Annotated in this window: 15 protein-coding genes; 8 read left to right on the top strand and 7 right to left on the bottom strand. The window is 73.4% G+C overall.

The window, feature by feature from the left end; translation table 11 throughout:
• Window positions 1-208: 208 nt before the first annotated feature.
• Complete coding sequence (locus ACLQ3B_RS07225; RefSeq protein WP_425778493.1) at window positions 209-1,678, bottom strand: hypothetical protein; 1,470 nt, start codon at window positions 1,676-1,678, stop codon at window positions 209-211.
• A 139-nt stretch (window positions 1,679-1,817) separates the two neighbouring features.
• Between ACLQ3B_RS07225 and ndhC the strand changes: the two genes are divergently transcribed.
• Window positions 1,818-2,195 carry an NADH-quinone oxidoreductase subunit A gene (gene ndhC / locus ACLQ3B_RS07220; RefSeq protein WP_425778491.1) on the top strand — a complete coding sequence of 126 codons (378 nt, stop codon included), beginning with the start codon at window positions 1,818-1,820 and terminating at the stop codon, window positions 2,193-2,195.
• 67 nt (window positions 2,196-2,262) lie between these two features.
• Here the strand turns inward: ndhC and folP are convergent, their stop codons facing one another.
• The gene (folP, locus tag ACLQ3B_RS07215) at window positions 2,263-3,132 is read right to left on the bottom strand and encodes a dihydropteroate synthase (protein WP_425778489.1); all 870 of its coding nucleotides are present in this window, start codon (window positions 3,130-3,132) and stop codon (window positions 2,263-2,265) included.
• Window positions 3,133-3,288: 156 nt separating this feature from the next.
• Between folP and ACLQ3B_RS07210 the strand changes: the two genes are divergently transcribed.
• The 4 genes from ACLQ3B_RS07210 to ACLQ3B_RS07195 all read left to right on the top strand — a co-directional run bounded on the left by ACLQ3B_RS07210 (window position 3,289) and on the right by ACLQ3B_RS07195 (window position 5,713).
• Entirely contained in the window at window positions 3,289-3,921 is a 633-nt protein-coding gene (locus ACLQ3B_RS07210) for a DivIVA domain-containing protein (protein ID WP_425778487.1), read from the top strand.
• Entirely contained in the window at window positions 3,918-4,415 is a 498-nt protein-coding gene (locus tag ACLQ3B_RS07205) for an SRPBCC family protein (protein WP_327033001.1), read from the top strand. Before ACLQ3B_RS07210 ends, ACLQ3B_RS07205 begins: the two co-directional genes overlap by 4 nt.
• A gap of 79 nt (window positions 4,416-4,494) precedes the next feature.
• On the top strand, window positions 4,495-5,076 hold the full coding sequence (locus ACLQ3B_RS07200; RefSeq protein ID WP_425778484.1) for a DNA-3-methyladenine glycosylase I: 582 nt from the start codon (window positions 4,495-4,497) through the stop codon (window positions 5,074-5,076).
• Between the two features lie 13 nt (window positions 5,077-5,089).
• Window positions 5,090-5,713: a hypothetical protein gene (locus ACLQ3B_RS07195; RefSeq protein WP_425778482.1), complete on the top strand. Its 624-nt coding sequence runs from the start codon at window positions 5,090-5,092 to the stop codon at window positions 5,711-5,713.
• Here ACLQ3B_RS07195 and ACLQ3B_RS07190 read toward each other — a convergent pair.
• From ACLQ3B_RS07190 to ACLQ3B_RS07175, 4 genes are read right to left on the bottom strand one after another with little or no spacing between them, the layout of a single operon-like run.
• Entirely contained in the window at window positions 5,710-6,951 is a 1,242-nt protein-coding gene (locus ACLQ3B_RS07190; protein WP_425778480.1) for a DUF1501 domain-containing protein, read from the bottom strand. The genes ACLQ3B_RS07195 and ACLQ3B_RS07190 overlap by 4 nt on opposite strands.
• Window positions 6,952-6,965: 14 nt before the next feature.
• Window positions 6,966-8,264 carry a DUF1800 domain-containing protein gene (locus tag ACLQ3B_RS07185; protein WP_425778478.1) on the bottom strand — a complete coding sequence of 433 codons (1,299 nt, stop codon included), beginning with the start codon at window positions 8,262-8,264 and terminating at the stop codon, window positions 6,966-6,968.
• Between the two features lie 59 nt (window positions 8,265-8,323).
• Window positions 8,324-9,115 carry an enoyl-CoA hydratase-related protein gene (locus ACLQ3B_RS07180; RefSeq protein WP_425778476.1) on the bottom strand — a complete coding sequence of 264 codons (792 nt, stop codon included), beginning with the start codon at window positions 9,113-9,115 and terminating at the stop codon, window positions 8,324-8,326.
• Between the two features lie 4 nt (window positions 9,116-9,119).
• Window positions 9,120-9,938, bottom strand: coding sequence for a PaaX family transcriptional regulator (locus tag ACLQ3B_RS07175; RefSeq protein WP_091394799.1), 819 nt, complete (start codon window positions 9,936-9,938; stop codon window positions 9,120-9,122).
• Between the two features lie 190 nt (window positions 9,939-10,128).
• On the opposite strand from ACLQ3B_RS07175, the gene ACLQ3B_RS07170 reads away from it, so the two are divergent.
• Both ACLQ3B_RS07170 and ACLQ3B_RS07165 read left to right on the top strand, forming a co-directional pair.
• Window positions 10,129-10,296, top strand: coding sequence for a DUF3117 domain-containing protein (locus ACLQ3B_RS07170; RefSeq protein WP_007455245.1), 168 nt, complete (start codon window positions 10,129-10,131; stop codon window positions 10,294-10,296).
• A gap of 147 nt (window positions 10,297-10,443) precedes the next feature.
• Window positions 10,444-11,919 carry a leucyl aminopeptidase family protein gene (locus tag ACLQ3B_RS07165; protein ID WP_425779819.1) on the top strand — a complete coding sequence of 492 codons (1,476 nt, stop codon included), beginning with the start codon at window positions 10,444-10,446 and terminating at the stop codon, window positions 11,917-11,919.
• 7 nt (window positions 11,920-11,926) lie between these two features.
• Here ACLQ3B_RS07165 and ACLQ3B_RS07160 read toward each other — a convergent pair whose 3' ends face one another.
• Window positions 11,927-12,496, bottom strand: a complete 570-nt coding sequence (locus ACLQ3B_RS07160) for an O-methyltransferase (protein ID WP_425779817.1) — start codon at window positions 12,494-12,496, stop codon at window positions 11,927-11,929.
• 299 nt (window positions 12,497-12,795) lie between these two features.
• On the opposite strand from ACLQ3B_RS07160, the gene ACLQ3B_RS07155 reads away from it, so the two are divergent.
• Window positions 12,796-14,304, top strand: coding sequence for a trypsin-like peptidase domain-containing protein (locus ACLQ3B_RS07155; protein WP_425779815.1), 1,509 nt, complete (start codon window positions 12,796-12,798; stop codon window positions 14,302-14,304).
• The last annotated feature ends 23 nt before the right edge of the window (window positions 14,305-14,327 follow it).

The raw sequence follows: 14,327 nt of genomic DNA, 5'->3' as shown, positions 1-14,327 counted from the left end.
ACCGCCCCAGGCTGGTCCGGCCGCTGTCGTTCCTCACCTGAGAGCCTACGTCTAAGGGAGCCCTAACCATCCCCGGAGGTCCGCCGACTGGGACCCGATAGACAGGATGAATGCCCGCCTTTGCGGTGTTACGCCCCGCCCGCCGTAATTCAGATCACCACCGGGCCGCCCCGACGACCCCGGCCGCGCTGCCGGGGTCGTCCGTCGATCAGTCGGCGGGATTGAGCGTGGGCTCGGCCGGCGGGCCGCCGAACCGGCGGCGCAGCGAGGTCATGGCCAGGGTGAGAGCCAGCACCACGAGCAGCGTGGAGACCGCGATCAGGATGACCGCGGTGCGCTGCACCGAGGTCAACCCGCCGTCTCCGGTCGCGGCACCGGCAGGGAGTACGCCCTGCGAGCCGGTCGGCGCGGGCGGGGAGACCACAGGCGTGGCCAGGGCGGCGGCCGCGGTGATCCGGAAGCTCATCTGCACCCGACGGGTCGGGCCGCTGCGTGAGTCGAGTTGACCGATCACCGCACCGGACAACGGCGCTTCCCGCTGGGCCTGCGGTGTCGCCTCCACCGGCAGCTGCACCTCGGCGGTCGTGCCCGCCCGCACCAGGCCGGCGTCGCAGCGGGTACGCGTCGGGTCGACCGCGACGCAGCCGGGCGGTGGGGTCGGCACGGTCACCCCGGCCGGCAGGACGACCTCGACCTGGCCTGCGGCGTCCACCGTGCCGGTGTTGCCCAGCCGGACGGTGAGGGTGCTGGGGCCGCCGCTGATGTCGAAGGCCACCTCGTCGGCGGCGAGCGCGATCCCGGGCATCGGCGGGCCGGGTGGGAAGAGCACCGCGAAGCCCTGGTCGTCGGTCGCCTCCCCGGCCACCGCCGGCGCGTCCGCGACGACCTGGACGGAGCCGCTGAGCGGCATCTGCTTCCACGCCGTGCCAGTGACCCGCAGGCGCAGAACGGTGCTGAACCGGACGCCAGCCCCGGCGGTCCAGGCCCCACAGCGGTACGTGCCACCACCGGCGGCGGCGCAGCCCTTCGTGCCGGCGTCGGCCAGTCCGGCCGGCAGCGTGTACGAGAGTCGGATCCGTTGCGCGGTGGTGCCTGTGTTGTGCACCGTGACCTGCAGGGTGGCGGCCGTGCTCGCCGCGTTCCAGTACGCCTCGGTGAGCGTGACGTCGCCGGTGGTGACCTGTACGCCCAGCGGGTTCTGCGGCGGCGCCGCCGAACTCGGCGCGGGCGGGCGGACCGGTGGGGCCGGGGGTGTCGGCGGGACCGGGGGCGCCGTCGGTGGCACCGGGGGCGCCGGGCTGGGCGGTCGGGTGGTGGCGCCCGGCGCGGGCGCGTTGGTGGTCGGTGCCGGCGGGACCTCCGGGGCGGTGGTCTCCGGCGCCGGTGGCGTCGTCTCCGGTGGCGGCGCGGTGGTCTCCGGCGCCGGGTCGGTCGGCTCCGGTTCGCCGCCCGGGCCCTCGGTCGGGGTGGGTTCCTCCGCGGGTGTGGTCGGTGGCCCTTCGTCTCCCGGCTCGTTGACCGGGTCCGCCGAGGTCACGACCGGGTCCGCGTCAGGTGCGGCCGCGCTGGCCCAGGCCGGCCCGGCGGCGAGCGCCGCGAGCAGGCCGAGCGTGAGCGCGGTCGCCAGCAGGGGCGTGGAACGCCGCCCCTCCGCCCGGTTACCGGGCGATGCCTTCACGCGGGCCAAGCTGTCCTCCGGTGACATGGGTGGGGGTCCAATATTCGGTAACAGTTGCCCCGATGCACTAGTCCCATCTGGAAACAAATCCGTAACGTGTTTGGGACGGCCCGTCCGGGCGGACGGTAGGCTGCCGACTGTGACCGGATACCTGGGCTCGTACGCGACGCTCGGGCTCCTGCTGCTCGCCAGCGCCCTCTTCTTCGTTACGGCGTTCTCGGCCAACCGGGTGTTACGCCCGGCGCGTCCGGCCGACCCGGCGGGCAAGCGGGCCAGCTACGAGTGCGGGCTCGACCCGGTCGGCGGCGACTGGGCGCAGATGCAGATCCGCTACTACGTGTACGCCTACCTGTACGTGCTGTTCGCGGTCGAGGCCGTGTTCCTCTTCCCCTGGGCGGTGGTCTTCGACCGGCCGGGTTTCGGTCTGGTGACCGTGGTGGAGATGGCGGTGTTCGTGGCGGTGCTCGCGCTCGGCATCCTCTACGCCTGGCGCAGGAACATCCTCCGCTGGACCTGAGCGCCGCGGCCTCCGGCGATCGTGTCGGTCCGTCCGGCCGTTCGCGGTCGCTTACGGCGACAATCGGTCAGGCCAGTCCCCGGCGGGTCGCCGTGGGCGGGCGATCGCCCCGGATCGAGGCCACCATGTCCAGCACCCGGCGGGTCGGGCCGACCTGGTGGGCCCGGAAGACCCGGGCGCCCGACCAGGCCGAGACCGCCGTCGCGGCGAGCGTCCCCTCCAGCCGTTCGGCCACCGGCAGGCCCAACGTCTCACCGATGAAGTCCTTGTTGGAGAGGGCCACCAGCACCGGCCAGCCGGTTCCGGCCAGCTCGTCCAGTCGGCGGGTGATCTCCAGCGAGTGCCGGGTGTTCTTGCCGAAGTCGTGCGCCGGGTCGATGAGGATGCCGTCGGGGCGTACCCCTGCGGCCACCGCGCGCTCGGCGAGCCCGGTCACCGTCGTGACCACGTCGGCGACCACGTCGGTGAAGGCGGCCCGGTGCGGCCTGGTCCGGGGCGTCAGGCCGCCGGCGTGCGAACAGACCAGGCCGGCGCCGGTCTGCGCGGCCACCCGGACCAACGTCGGGTCGGCGCCCGACCAGGTGTCGTTGAGGAGGTCGGCACCGGCCGCCACGGCCTCCGTCGCCACCTCGGCACGCCAGGTGTCGATGGAGATCACCACCTCCGGAAACGCGGCCCGGACGGCGGCGATGGTGTCCACCGTGCGCCGGATCTCCTCGGCGACGCCCACGTCCGCGCCGGGGCCGGCCTTGACCCCGCCGATGTCGATGATGGCCGCGCCCTCGCCCACCGCCCGCTCCACGGCGCGCAGCGCGTTGTCGGCGGCGTAGGTCGCCCCTCGGTCGAAGAACGAGTCCGGCGTGCGGTTGATGATCGCCATCACCACCAGCTCGCCGGGGGCGAACGTGCGCCCACCCAGCCGAAGCGCCCCGGCCATGCCCGCCTCCTGGAGGTTCGCGCCGTCGCCGCCGCGTCGGCCGGTCCCGACGCTAGTCGGTCGCCCGTCCTCGATTCCGGGCGGGCGTCGGCGCCGATCGTGATCGGGGCGGGTGGCGGGGTCGCTCCGGGCCGGCTGCCATGCCACGATCAGTACATGGGTCAGCTTCTGCTCCTCCTGGTCGTGGCGTTGACCGTCGCGGCGGTGATATTCGGCGTGACGGTGCTGGTCAGCGGCCGTGATCCCGGCCTGGTGCCAGCCGAGCCGGATTCGCAGGCCGTGGCGTTGCCGGGCACCCGCCCGTTGCGTGAATCCGACGTGGGGGCGGTCCGTTTCGACACCGGGTTGCGCGGGTACCGGATGGACCAGGTCGATCAGGCGATGCGCCGTGCCGCCTACGACATCGGTTACAAGTCCGAGCTGATCGGCGTACTGGAGTCGGAGGTCATCGCCTTGCGTGAGGGGCGCACCGACGACGCGGACGTGCTCCGCCAGGCCCGCGAGCAGTCCGCCACCAAGGTGACGACCGCGGACGCGGCGGAGCCGGGCGAGGCTGCCGAGCCGGGTACGACGGCCGAGCCGGGCGAAGACGCGCCGCTGACCGGCGAGGCGGGTTCGGCCCCGGTCGGCTCGACGACTCCCGGCCCGTTGCCCGCTGCCACCTCGTCCCCGGCGGATTCCGACGGTGTGGCGCCTGCCGTCACCCCCACCGACGAGTCGGCCGATCGTGAGCAGCCCGCCGACAACACCGAGCAGCGCGACGCGGTGGTTCGGTCGGAGTCGGCGTGACCGAGCCGGAGGGCGCCGACGATCTTCGGGAGGCGGCCCGACCCGGCGCCGGTGAGGTGACCGCCACGGTGATCGTCGACGCCCCGGCGGAGCGGGTCTTCGCCGCGTTGCTCGCCTGGGAACGTCAGTCCGACTGGATCCCGTTCACCCGGGTCCGGGTGGTCGAGGGCGACGGGCGCGAGGGCAGTCGGATCGAGGCGGTGACCGCGCTCGGCCGGGCGACGCTGCGTGACGAGATGCGGGTGGTCCGGGTCGACGAGCCGTACGAGATCGGCGTGGTGCACTACGGCCAACTGCTGCGCGGCCCGGGGGTGCTGCGCTGCACCCAGCTGGGTCGGGACCGCACCCAGGTCGTCTGGCACGAGTGGTTCCACCTGCCGGGCGGCCGAGCCGGTCGCCTGGCGTGGCCGGTGCTCTGGCCGGGCTCCAAACTCGGCCTCACCCAGGCTCTGAAGAGGTTCGCCCGTCTGGTCGAGCAGGGCCGGCTGCCCTGATCGTGCGGCCCGGTGCCGGCGGGTCACCACGGCGGCCGGTGGCGATGGGGTGTCGGAGCGATGCCCTAGCGTGTACGGGGTGACTGACCTGGTGATCGGCGCCGATGGGCTGCCTCGCTGCGCCTGGGGGTCGAGCACCCCCGACTACGCCATCTACCACGACACCGAGTGGGGGCGGCCGCTGCGCGGCGACGACGCGCTCTACGAGCGGATGACGCTGGAGGCGTTCCAGTCCGGGTTGTCCTGGCTGACCATCCTGCGCAAGCGTCCGGCGTTCCGGCTGGCCTTCGACGAGTTCCACATCCCGACCGTCGCCCGCTACGACGACAGCGACGTGACCCGGTTGCTCGCCGACGCCGGCATCGTCCGCAACCGAGCCAAGATCGAGGCGGCGATCGCCAACGCCCGCGCCGCACTGGATCTGCCGGAGGGCCTGTCCGCGCTGCTCTGGTCCTTCGCTCCGGCGCCCCGGCCGGCCCGCCCCGCCTCGTTCGCCGAGCTGGCACCGATCACACCGGAGTCGACGGCGATGGCCAAGGCACTCAAGAAGCGCGGCTTCCGGTTCGTCGGCCCGACCACCGCGTACGCGCTGATGCAGGCCACCGGGATGGTCGACGATCACATCGTCGGCTGTCATGTCACCCTCCCACCGGCGGCGTGATGAGATGGCAGACATGACGACCGAGACCGCGCACCGGGCCGGCGCGGCCGGCAACGCCGACGGGGCGGGCACCTGGGCGGTGCTGCTGCCCGCCGAGCGTTATGAGGCCGAGCGGCTCGTGCACCACGACACGCTGGAGCTGACCGGGCTGACCGACGTCGCCCGGCCGGGGCCGGGAGACCAGGTTGCCGTGCTGGTCGACGGGCCGCCACGGCTGGTGGCCCTCGGGCGGGTCACCGCGCCGGGTCGACGCCACCGCGAAGACCCGGACGACCCGCAGTCCCCGGTCGAGCCGGGGACGCTCGTCGTCGCGTACACCCGACGGGCCTTCGACGAGCCGGTGCCGGCCGACCTGCTGGCGCTCGACGGGCCGGTCACCGCACTGGAGCCGGCGGCCTTCCGGGCATTTGTCGACCAGCTCGGCCCGCCCCCGGCGCGGCGCACCTGGCTGGTCAGCCTCGACCTGCCGATCGAGGCCGGCACGCCCGCCGAGGCGGTTCGGCTGTTCTGGTCCTACGTGCAGGAGCTGGGGCCGCGCGAGCTGCCCGCCTTCGTCTCGCCGGCCGGTGACGAGCTGGCCATGCAGGCGTTCGTACTGGGCGAGCAGGCCAACCAGGACCCGGAAGAGGACGACTAGAACAGCTTGTCCACCCGTCCCCGCCAGTCGGCGAGGACCGGGCCCGGGTCGGTGTCCAGCACCCGCTCCAGCAGCGTGGCGTAGACGTCCCGGAAGTCGGTGGTGTATTTCAGGTCGCCGTCGTCCAGGTCGGTCAGGCTCGGTGCTGCGCCGTACCAGCCGCCACGGACGCCCGCGCCGAGCAGCAGCACGTCGGAGGCGGTGCCGTGGTCGGTGCCGTCCGAGGCGTTTGCTCGTACCCGACGGCCGAACTCGGAGTAGACCGCCACCACCACCTTCCGGCCCGCCTCGGTGCGGCTCATCCGGTCGGCGAACCCGGTCAACGCCCGGTCCAGTTGACCCAGCAGGACGGCCTGCAACTGCTTCTCGTCGGCGTGCGTGTCGAAGCCGCCCAGCGACACCGAGAAGACCCGGGTGGACACTCCCGCCTCGACACACTGCGCGACCAGGTCGAGTTGCGCGTCCAGCGGTGTGCGTGCCCCGCCGGTGGCCGTCGCGGCGGCCTGCTCGCCGTCCGGGTCCGCCGTGTCCGGGTCGGCGGAGTCGCGTACCTGGCGGATCATCTCGTCCACCGAGCGCAGGTCGGCGAAACAGGCGGCGGCGCGCCCCCGGGCCGCCGACTCGCCCGCCTCGGCGGCGGCGAACGCGGTGAGCGTCTCCGCGGGAAGCCCCTTGGCGGCCTTCCGGTCGGTCACCGGCACGGCGGCGCCGGCGCTTCGTGCCCCGGCCAGCAGCGGCGGCAGTGCCGGCTCGAAGGAGACCGCCAGCCGGGGGTCGCCACCGGCGCGGTCCAGCCACCGCCCGAGCCAGCCCGTGTTGCCGGGCCGGTCCGGTTGCGCGGTGTGCCAGATGTCCATCGACCGGAAGTGGCTGCGGTCCGGCTTCGGGTAGCCGACCCCGCGCACGATCGCCAGCCCACCGCCGGACCAGCGCTGGTGCAGGCCGGCCAGCGCCGGGTTGAGGCCGAAGTCGTCGTCCAACCGCCGCACCTCCCCGTCCGGGTACGCCAGCTCGGGCCGGGCCGCCCGGTAGGCCGGGTCGCCGTACGGGATGACCGTGTTGAGCCCGTCATTGCCGCCGTAGAGGGTCACCAGCACCAGCGTGCGGGACTGCGGATCGCGGTCCCCGGAGGTGTCCAGCAGGTCCCGCAGGCTGTACGCGCCGGCCCCGGCGGCCAGCGCACCCGCGCCGACCACCCCACTGGTCAGCAGGAACCTGCGTCGGGTCAGGGTGTCCATGTCGACTCCTCCGCTCAGCTGACTGTGTATTCGGGGCTGACCAGGCCGGCGGCCAGCAGCTTGCGGGGCTCACCGGCCAGCGGGGTGAGGGCGGCGCGGGTGCGCGCACCCCAGCCGTCGACCACCAGCAGTCGGGCCAGCGCGTCCGTTCGGCCGGCGGTGGGCGCGGCGGTCAGCCGGGCCAGCACCGCTGGTGCCGTGGCGGCGGCGAGCACCCCGGCCGTGCGCAGCCGGGCCTGCAACGACGAGGTGGTCAGCCAGGCGGCCCCGGCCGGCCAGCCGCCGACACTGGGCGGGCGCAGCGGCACCTGGTCCAGCGCGTTCAGGCCGGCCAGCAGTTGTTTGCGTTGCTGCTCGGGCAGCGCGGACGGTCGGATGCCGAGTTGCCGTAGCGCACCGACCAGCCACTCCACCGGCTGCTTCACGAGCGTGCCCCGGGTCTGCGCGAAGGCCGGTGCGGAGAAGAGCGCGCGCAGGGTCGCGATGGTGTCCGCGCCGGCCAGACCGTCCGGTGCCGGGGTGTCGGCGCCGGCGTAGCGGAACCAGAGCCGCCCGGCCACGAAGGTCGCCGCCGCCGGTTGGGCGGCCAGCAGACCGGCGTACGTCTCGGCGTCGAACTGGCCGCTCTGCCCGAGGATGCTCTTCTCGCCGGGGTCGTGCCGGCGGGCCTCGACGCGGGCGGCACCGGTACGCCGGTCGACCACCCAGCCGGTCAGGGCCCGCGCGCCGGCCTTCACGTCGGCCTCGCTGTACGCGCCGATGCCGAGGGTGAACAGCTCCATCAGCTCGCGGGCCAGATTCTCGTTCGGCGCCTTGCGGGTGTTCTTCTGCCCGTCCAGCCAGACGATCAGGGCGGGGTCGCGCACCATCGCGGCGACCAGCGGGCCCAGCGGCCCACGGCCGTGCCGGCGCAGGGTCTCCAACTGGCCCAACATCAGCCGCGCCGACTTGACCTTCTGCGCGCTGGTGGCCCAGTGCCCGTGCCAGAAGAAGAGCAACTTCTCGGTCAGCCCGTCCTCGGCGGCCACCATCCGGTCCAGCCACCACTCGGTGACCTGCTGGAGTTGCTTGCGGCGCTCCGCGTTTGCCTGCTGCCGCTGCTCGCGGGTGGAGTCCTTGGTCAGCTCGGCGTACGGGTCGGCGGCAAGGGTTGGGGTCGGCGTGGCCGCCGCGCCCCGGTCCGCGCCGGACGCGGCGAGCAGCCGGTCCAGCGTCGCCGCCGGGCCGGCCCGCTCGGCCGCGTCCACCTCGTCGGCGGTCGGCCCGAAGGTGGCCCGGCGCAGCAGGTGCGCCACCGCTTCACGATCGCTCATACCGGCCGACGCTAGGCGTCCGGTGTTCGAGGACGGTAAGGGCGACGTCCGGATCGCGTTCAGCGTCCCTCGAAGACCGGTTTCTGCTTGCCGACGAAGGCGAGGGTGGCCGCCCGGTGGTCGGCGGTGGCGCCGCAGATGGACTGGGCCTGCGCCTCGGCGGCGAGGGCGTCGGCGAGGGTGCCGGCGTCGGCGATGGAGAGCTGCCGCTTGATCGCCCCGTACGCGACGGTCGGGCCGGCGGCGAGGCGGGCGGCCAGTTCCTGGGCGACGGGCAACACCTGCTCGTCGTCGTCCGTCAGCCGGTTGAGCAGGCCCAGCTGGCAGGCCTCCTCGGCGCGGACCGGCTCGGCCAGCATCAGCAACTCCACCGCCTTGGCGTGCCCGACCAGTCGGGGCAGCGTCCACGAGGCGCCGGTGTCGGCGGCGAGGCCGACCTTGGCGAAGGCCATCAGGAAACTGGTGGTCGGACCGCCGATGCGGATGTCGGCCAGGAACGCCAGCGACGCGCCCGCCCCGGCGGCCATCCCGCGGACCGCGGCGATCACCGGCTTGGGCAGGTTGGCGAGCCGGGCGGCGATCGGGTTGTAGTGCGCCCGCACGGTGCCCAGCGGGTCACTTGCGGAGTTTTCCAGGGTGGCCACGTGCTCGCGTAGGTCCTGCCCGGCGCTGAACGACCCGCCGGCCCCGGCCAGGACGACGGCGCGGCAGGACCTGTCGGTCTCCAACTCGGCCAGGGCGTCGCGCAGCGCCTCCTTGAGCGCCACGTCGAGCGCGTTCATCGCGTTCGGCCGGTTCAGCGTGAGGGTGACGACGGCATCGGTCCGGTCGACCAGCAGCGGCTCGGTCACGTGTCTAACGACCCTTCTGTCGGACGATGCGGTTGCCGGCGTCGAGGCACTGTTCGACGTACCGGTCGGCGGCCGGACGCAGGCGGGCCGCGTGCCGGTCGAAGAAACTGGCCGCGGCGGTGCCGGGCCACCGCTCGGGCAGCAGCGCCGGGGGCAGCTGCGGGTCCTGGAAGAGGAACGTACGCCACGCGTGCACGAGGCGGAACCGCGTCGCGTACGCCTCCTCGTCGCTGCTGCGCACGGTGACCGCGGCGAGCAGCGGGCGCTGGTCCGCGACGAACCGTTCGTAGGCGCGGCCGATCTCGGCCAGGTTCCAGGCTCGTCGGACCACGCCCATCGCGCCGGGGGTGCCGGAGAAGTGCGACGCGGTGAACCGCTCGAACCGGATGCCGGTCTCGGCGAGGAGCAGGTCGACATCCTCGGCGGGGCGGGTGGCGACCCAGGTCTGCTCGTCGAGCGTCCCGTAGCCGAGGAAGCTCAGGTTGGCGGCGAGCCGCTGGCGGTCGCGGCGGGAGCCCGGGGCCTCCAACACCAGCAGATCGAACCGGCCGTCCCAGGTGACCCGGCCGGTCCGGTAGATCCGGGCCGCTGCCTCGTCGAGTCGCCGGGCAGCTTTCGGTGTGATCGAATATCCCGGTCCGGAGACCAACCGGAGTGGCTCGAGCCAGCCCTGACGCACCATCCGGGACACGGCGGTGCGAACTGCTGGCGGTGCGATTCCCAGCGGCGCCAGTAGCTTGACCAGGGCAGCAACCGGTGCCCGGCCACCCCTCGGACGGAGGTGGTCGCCGTACAGGTCGAAGAGTGCCGACCGTGCCTGCATGACCGCACATTGTGACAGGCCTTCTCAAGATAAGCTAGATGCTGTTACATCAATGCTGCTCCGGTTTGGGTCCGGCGGTGTTCATCAGGGAAAATCGTTGGTCGACACCCCCGTGACCGTTGCGGGTGGTCGTGACGAAGTGGCTGTGGGGCAACCCACCGACCCTGGTGTAGGTCTGAGGGGAGACAACATGGCGGCGATGAAGCCGCGGACGGGCGACGGTCCGCTGGAAGTCACCAAGGAGGGGCGGGGCATCGTCATGCGGGTCCCGCTGGAGGGCGGTGGCCGGCTCGTCGTCGAGATGACTCCCGACGAGGCCAACGCGCTCGGTGACGCACTGAAGGCAGCGGCCGGCTGAGTAAGGAGTGCTCCGGGCGGCTCACGCCGCCCGGAACGTTCTTTGGACCCTGAGCCACCGGAACAGCCGGTGGCTCAGGGTCTTCAATGCTGCGGGCAGGTGGGTTCGCCTCCGGTCCGCGACACTTTCCTGGAGGTACGGTTCCGCGTGCTCGCCATCCGTCTGATCGCCGAGCCCGGCCGGCTCGACGTCCTCGTCCTGCCCGTCCGCCCCACCGAATCGGCAGCGGAGGGTGACACCTCGGCCGAGCCCATGTCGACCGCCGTGGGGGCCCCGGACGGCACGGCCGACGAGGCCGTCGCGCTGGTGTCGGCAGCCCGACTGACGGGCCGAACCGGCGAGATCCACACCCAGTTGCGCCCCGGGGGTACCCCCGGCCGGCTGGTGCTGCTCGGCATCGGTGACGGCGACGAGGCGGCCTGGCGGACGGCCGGCGCGGCCCTGGCCCGCTCCAACTCGGCTGAGACGCATATCACCATCGCGCTGCCGGCCGAGGTGACTCCGGCCGCAGTTCGCGGGTTGACCGAGGGGCTGCTGCTCGCCCCGTACCGGTTCCGACTCACCGAGGCCGGTGACCGACCGACGCTCAGCGGCGTCGACCTGCTGCTCGCCGACCCGACCGCGTACGAGGACATCGTCGCCACGGCCCGGACCACGGCCGCGATGACCCATCTCGCCCGGGACCTGACCAACACCCCCTCCTCGGTGAAGACTCCGCAGTGGTTCGCCGACCAGGTGGCGTCCGCCGCAGCCGACCTTCCGGACCTGCGGCTGCGGGTCCGTGGCCCGGCCGAACTGACCACCGAGGGCTTCGGCGGGATCCTCGCCGTGGGCGGTGGCTCCGCCAGCGGACCCCGGCTCGTCGAACTCGACTGGCACCCCGCCAACGCGCGCACCCACGTGGTGCTGATCGGCAAGGGCATCACGTTCGACACCGGCGGCATCTCGATCAAGCCGGTGCCGGCGATGAAGCTGATGCGCAAGGACATGGCCGGCGCGGCCGCGGTCGTCGCCGCCACCCTGGGCGCCGCCGCGCTGCGGCTGCCGGTCCGGATCACCACGTTGGCCCCGCTCGCCGAGAACATGGTCAGCGGCTCGGCGTTCCGCCCCGGCGACGTCATCCGGCACTACGGCGGCACGACCAGCGAGACGACCAACTCGGACGCCGAGGGTCGGCTGGTCCTCGCCGACGCGCTGGCGTACGCGGTGCAGCAGCTCAAACCGGACCTGCTGCTCGACCTGGCCACGCTCACCGGCGCGAACTCCGTGGCGCTGGGCAAGCGCACCGCCGCCCTGTACAGCGAGAACGACGAACTGGCCGCCGGCGTGCTGGCGGCGGCCGAGGCGGCCGGCGAGTCGGCGTGGCGGATGCCGCTGCACACCGACTACGTCGAATACCTCGGCAGCGAGATCGCCGACCTCTACAGCGCACCGGCGCAGGGTGCCGGCTCGGTGGTGGCCGCGCTCTACCTGCGCGAGTTCACCGGCGAACTACGAGACCGCTGGCTGCATGTGGACATGTCGGCCCCGTCCTGGGCCGACGGTGACCAGGCCGAGGTCAGCCGCGGCGCCACCGGCTGGGGCGTCCGGTCGTTGCTGCGCTGGCTGGCCGACGTGCACTGAGGCCCGGTCAGCACTTCACGGCGGCGAGCACCCCGTGCCCTACCGGAAGCAGCGCGGGGATCCAGTGCTCCGACTCCCGGACCGCCTTGATCGTCTCGCGAACCGTCACCGTCTCCGCGTCCCGGGCGGACGGGTCGCCGATCCGGTCGCTGGCCAGCACGCCGTTGAGCGCCAGCACACCCCCCGGGCGCAACAGCCGCAGCGCCGCCTCCACGCAGGCATGGAAGCCGGTCGCCTCCGCGTCCACGAAGACCAGGTCGTACGCGCCATCGGCGAGCCGGGGCAGCACGTCGAGCGCCCGACCGGTGATGATCCGAGTGCGCCCGGCCGCGAAACCCGCCTCGGCGAAGATCCGCCGGGCGATCCGCTGGTGCTCCACCTCCACGTCGATGGTGGTGAGCACGCCGTCGGCACGCATGCCGCGCAGCAACCACACCCCGCTCACACCGGTGCCGGTGCCGATCTCCACCACCGCACGGGCATTGCCGGCGGCGGCGAGCAGCCGCAGCGCCGCTCCCGCGCCGGGGGTGACGGCGTCGAGGCCCACCTCCCGGGCCAGGCTGCGGGCGGTACGCAGGACGAGATCCTCGGTGACGTACGACTCGGCGAACTGCTGAGCCTGCGTCGTCGAACTGCCGGAACCGGCGACCGTGGCGATGGGGCACCTCCGGGGGCGGTGCGTGGTGCGGGGGCGGGTTGGCACTGTGAGCGTAGAGGCGACCGTCGTGGGACGCAGCCGCGCCTCCACCGGAAGCGATCACCGGGGCAACCGCTGACTGCACCGCGTACATCCGTGCAATCCTGGAGGCGGTATCCCGTCAGCCGCGACCAGACCGGCCCGTGGCCGGGCGACGCGGCGCGGGATCCGGGGACGGACTGGGAGGCACCGACGTGACCGACGGCTGGGACTGGCGCCGGGGCGGTGAGACTCCGGCTCCGGCGCGACCGCCCGGGGTAGGAGCCCCGTCGGTGGGGCCGCCGACCATGCCGGGGGCTGACCGCACGCCCCTAGCCCCGCCGGGCGGCGGGCCGGCACCGGGTTGGCCGGCGTCCCCGGGTGGGATGGCATCTCCGGTCGGGCCGGCGTCTCCGGTCGGGCCGGCGTTCCCCGGTGGACCGGCGTTCCCCGGTGGACCGGCGTCGGGTTGGCCGGCACCGGCCGCGGGCGGGCCCCCCTCGGCCGACGCGTCGCCCTGGTGGTCGGACGCGCTCGCCGACCCCTGGCGTGACCCGTCGGCGCCGACCGCGGTGGTGGTGCCCGGGGTGGTGGCCCCCGGCACCGAGCCCGAGCCGGTCACCAACCCCGACGCGCCGGGTCGGCCGACACTGCGCCACCTGTTGCTCATCCCCGTGATCACCGCGCTCCTGGCCGGCACCCTCGGTGGCGCGCTGGGCTACGCGTTCGCGGTACGCGGCGGCGCTGGTGCGGCGGTCCTCGGTGGTACGCCCGCGGAGGTGCCGGCGCTGGCGCAGCGCAAACCGGAGTCGCTGGCCGGGGTCGCCGAGCGTGTCCTGCCCAGCGTGGTCACCGTACGGGTGAGCAGCCTCGGCGGGACCAGTGAGGGCTCCGGGTTCATCGCCACCGCCGACGGCCATGTGATCACCAACGACCACGTGGTGGCCGGCGGCACCGGCAAGGCCTCGGTGGTCTTCAACGACGGCAGCACCGCGCCGGCGACAATCGTCGGGCAGGACGCGGAGTCGGACATCGCCGTGATCAAAGTGAGTCGTCCCGGGCTGCGGCCGGTGGAGTTCGGCGACTCCGACGCGCTTGCGGTCGGCGACCCCGTGCTCGCCATCGGCTCGCCGTTGTCGCTGGCCAACACGGTTACCGCCGGCATCGTGAGTGCTCTGGACCGGACGATGCAGGCCGGCGAGCCGGGCGGTCCGATGCGCTACTACGCCGCCATCCAGACCGACGCCGCGGTCAACCACGGCAACTCGGGCGGCCCACTTGTCGACGGCGCCGGCCGGGTGGTCGGGGTGAACTCCACAATCAAGTCACTTGTCGCCGAGGGGCAGGAGGCGGGCAACATCGGGCTCGCCTTCGCCATCCCGATCAACCAGGCCAAACGGGTGACCCAGGACATCATCGGCACCGGCAAGGCCAGGCGTACGGTCATCGGCGCCCGGGCCGAGGGCCCGACCGGGGTCGTCGGGGGCGGTCTGCGGCTGGCCGAGGTGGAGCCGTCCGGCCCCGCCGACGGTGCCGGGCTGAAGGTCGGCGACGTGATCCTCAAGATCAACGGTCGGCCGATGACCGAGCCCACGGACCTGACCGCGTTGGTCCGCAAGTATGCGCCGGGCTCGGTGGTGACCGTCGAGTATCGGCGGGGCTCCACCCGCCAGAACACCTCGGTAACTCTCGCCGCGGACGCGAAGTGAACAGCGGCGCACCCCTTGCCCGA

It is taken from the genome of Micromonospora sp. DT53 (assembly GCF_049841535.1).
Classification (GTDB): domain Bacteria; phylum Actinomycetota; class Actinomycetes; order Mycobacteriales; family Micromonosporaceae; genus Micromonospora.
Note: the sequence above shows the minus strand (reverse complement) of the source record. Positions and strands in the feature narration are given on the sequence as shown.